The organism is Candidatus Accumulibacter vicinus (assembly GCF_000584955.1).
Lineage (GTDB): Bacteria > Pseudomonadota > Gammaproteobacteria > Burkholderiales > Rhodocyclaceae > Accumulibacter > Accumulibacter vicinus.
In genome coordinates, this window is record NZ_JDSS02000019.1 from 215,857 (window position 1) to 218,237 (window position 2,381).

General features: G+C 67.2%; 3 protein-coding genes. 1 reads left to right on the forward strand and 2 read right to left on the reverse strand.

All coding sequences use genetic code 11. The features are described 5' to 3' along the window. The coding region (locus tag CAPSK01_RS07400) for a transposase (protein ID WP_337958553.1) at window positions 1-243 on the forward strand (243 nt) is incomplete at its 5' end. Between the two features lie 179 nt (window positions 244-422). Here CAPSK01_RS07400 and CAPSK01_RS07405 read toward each other — a convergent pair. Both CAPSK01_RS07405 and CAPSK01_RS07410 read right to left on the reverse strand, forming a co-directional pair. After that, a complete protein-coding gene (locus tag CAPSK01_RS07405) occupies window positions 423-1,754 on the reverse strand; it encodes a hypothetical protein (RefSeq protein ID WP_034924540.1) in 1,332 nt (443 codons plus the stop codon). A gap of 18 nt (window positions 1,755-1,772) precedes the next feature. After that, window positions 1,773-2,381 (reverse strand): hypothetical protein (locus tag CAPSK01_RS07410; RefSeq protein WP_034924542.1); only part of this gene is annotated, 609 nt, incomplete at its 5' end.

Consider the following 2,381-nt stretch of genomic DNA (forward strand, 5'->3'; position numbering starts at 1 on the left):
TATGGACAAAGCCTACGACCGCAACGCCATCCGTGCCAAGCTCGACGCCAAGGGCATCACCCCGGTCATCCCCCCAAGTCCAATCGCTTGGAGATCATCGTCTACGACCAGGAACGCTACAAGCAGCGCAACAAAGTCGAGTGCCTTTTTAACAAACGCAAACAGTTCTGCCGAGTCGTTACCCGCTATGAAAAACTCAAAGCCAACTTCCTGGCTTTCGTCACCGTCGCGCCCTCATCGTGATCATGCTCCGCTAGCAATTTTGTGAACACGGCCTGGCACATTCAGGCACGCGTGCGCTTGCAGCCGTTGTGCGAGCGCGACGCTTTGCGCGCCTGATCGAGCGAGAGGGAGGATATGGGAAACATGGGCGGACTTCGCGGGCGGTGATCGATGGGCAGCCGGCGCGTGCGCGCTTCCGTTCAGCCGCTCTTCTCGAAGCACGCTCGTCTGGCGACCAGTCTGGAGTCCGTCTCCGTGGCTTCGACGACGACGTAGTTCAGCTCGTAGGGGAAGCAGGATTCGTCGCGCAGGTCGTCGAGCCTGAGAGGCGGGTGTGACTCGAGGTCGAGGTAGCGTGTCCAGCTACCGGGATTCAGGTAATGGCGGTTGCCGAAGCTCTGCGTGTCGGGCAGGTGGGTGTGGCCCATGACGATCACCTGCGCTGCCGGACAGGCGTCGAATCGGCGTTGCGCGAGGTCGCGCAGCGCCTGGCGGCCGAAGTGGCGCGCCCCGACGATCGTGCCCAGCGTCTTGCTACTCCCCGTGCCGAGCACCGCCGCCGGCCGCAGCGCGAACAACGCCTGCCAGTCGTCCGTGGGAACGACGACGAACAGTTGGCGCATCAGTTCGGCCAGGCTGTCCTCGTCTGTCACGTCGCGGCGCACGCTGGCCGGGCTTCGCTCTTCGCCCAGGAGCCGGCACGCGGCGGCCAGACGCTGCGCGAAATCGTCGTCGTCGCGCAGCCGCGCCAGCAGCCGCCGGCCGACGTCGGAATGCGCCGGCGCGCCAAGCGCCTTGGCGTGGCGGGCGATGAACTTCAGCAGCATCCAGCCGGCGCTGGCGAAACCGCCGGTGTCTTCGCGCAGCAAGACCGTCGCCAGGTTCTGCACCGGGTGCAGGTTGTCGGCGAACGGATAGCGCGCCTCGAGACCATTGACGAAGTGCACCATGAACAAGGTGCCGGGGCACATCTCGAGCCGCGCTCCGTCCGGCGCCTGGCGGATCGGCGCCGACCAGTGTTTGAAGCGATTGGCCGGATCCTCCATGTGGCCGTGGCCGATGTGCAGCCGGCCGTCGTGGCGCTCGACCCAATCGACGCCCGTTTCGAAACGCAGGCCGGGGCCGATGCGCGCCCGCAGGCGCTTGCGGACGGCCGGCCAGCACAGGTCGACGTCGTGGTTGCCGGCGGCCAGGGTCACCCGGTTGCCCGCCGCCTGAAAATCGCGCAGCGCGGCGAAGCTGTTGTCGTGCCCGGCGAGGATGGCCTCGAGCTTCTCCAGCGACTCCGCTTCCGAGCACCAGTAGTCGGCCGACGGGTTGCGATAGGCCTGCGGCCGGACCTGCGCGAATTCCAGGAAGTCGCCGTTGAAGAACAGTTCGATCTCGCCCGCCTGGCCGGCCGGCGAAGCCAGGCGCTGGCGGACGAAACGTTCGAGCTGCCGATTCTGGTAGACATGGTCGTCGCCCGGATCGGCCGCGCCACCGCCCAGGTGGAGGTCGCTGACGATCAGCGTTTGCCATCTTTCCGACATCGTGTGCCTCCTTATTATCTAGAGATCGAGCTGGCACTGCACGGCATAGAGCAGCGGCAGCGGGTTGCCGCGCCGCACATGCTGCTGCCGGAAGCCGAGCAGCAGGCCGGCGAGGCTGCGGCCCGGGCTGTGGAAACAGGCGTCGACGACATCGGCGCCGAAGCGGGCCGCGAAGCCGGTCGGCACGGCAAAGCTCGGCGCAATCAGTCCGAGCGCCTGCTTGCGCCGGAATGCCTTGAGAAAGCCGGTGAAGGACAAGGGCGAGCAGGCGCCGGCGCTGCAGGCGTTGAGAAAGACGAGCGGCGCGTTCGGATAGACGCGCTGCTCGTCGATCTGCTCGACCGAAACCGCGCAGTCCCGGTCGAGCTGCAGCGTTTCCGGCTGTGGCGCCGCGGCCGACGGCGGCGAGCTGCCGTGGCAGAAAACGTAGATCAGCGTCGCGTCGGTGCGTGCGCGAACGATGACCTCGCGCATGCCCTGGCCATCGGCCTTCACTTCGACGCCGGAGCCTTGCGCGCGCAAGCTGGCGGCCAGCCCCTCGTGCGCCTGACGCGCCTGCCCGGCGGGCACGACGATCGTCGGGTTGAGGTTGAGGCTGGCCGCCGCTCTGGCCTGCCGCCGGGCCCT

Coding starts and splice junctions, on each gene's coding strand:
- CAPSK01_RS07405 (WP_034924540.1), bottom strand. CDS start 1,754: ATGTCGGAAAGATGGCAAACGCTGATCGTCAGCGACCTCCACCTGGGC.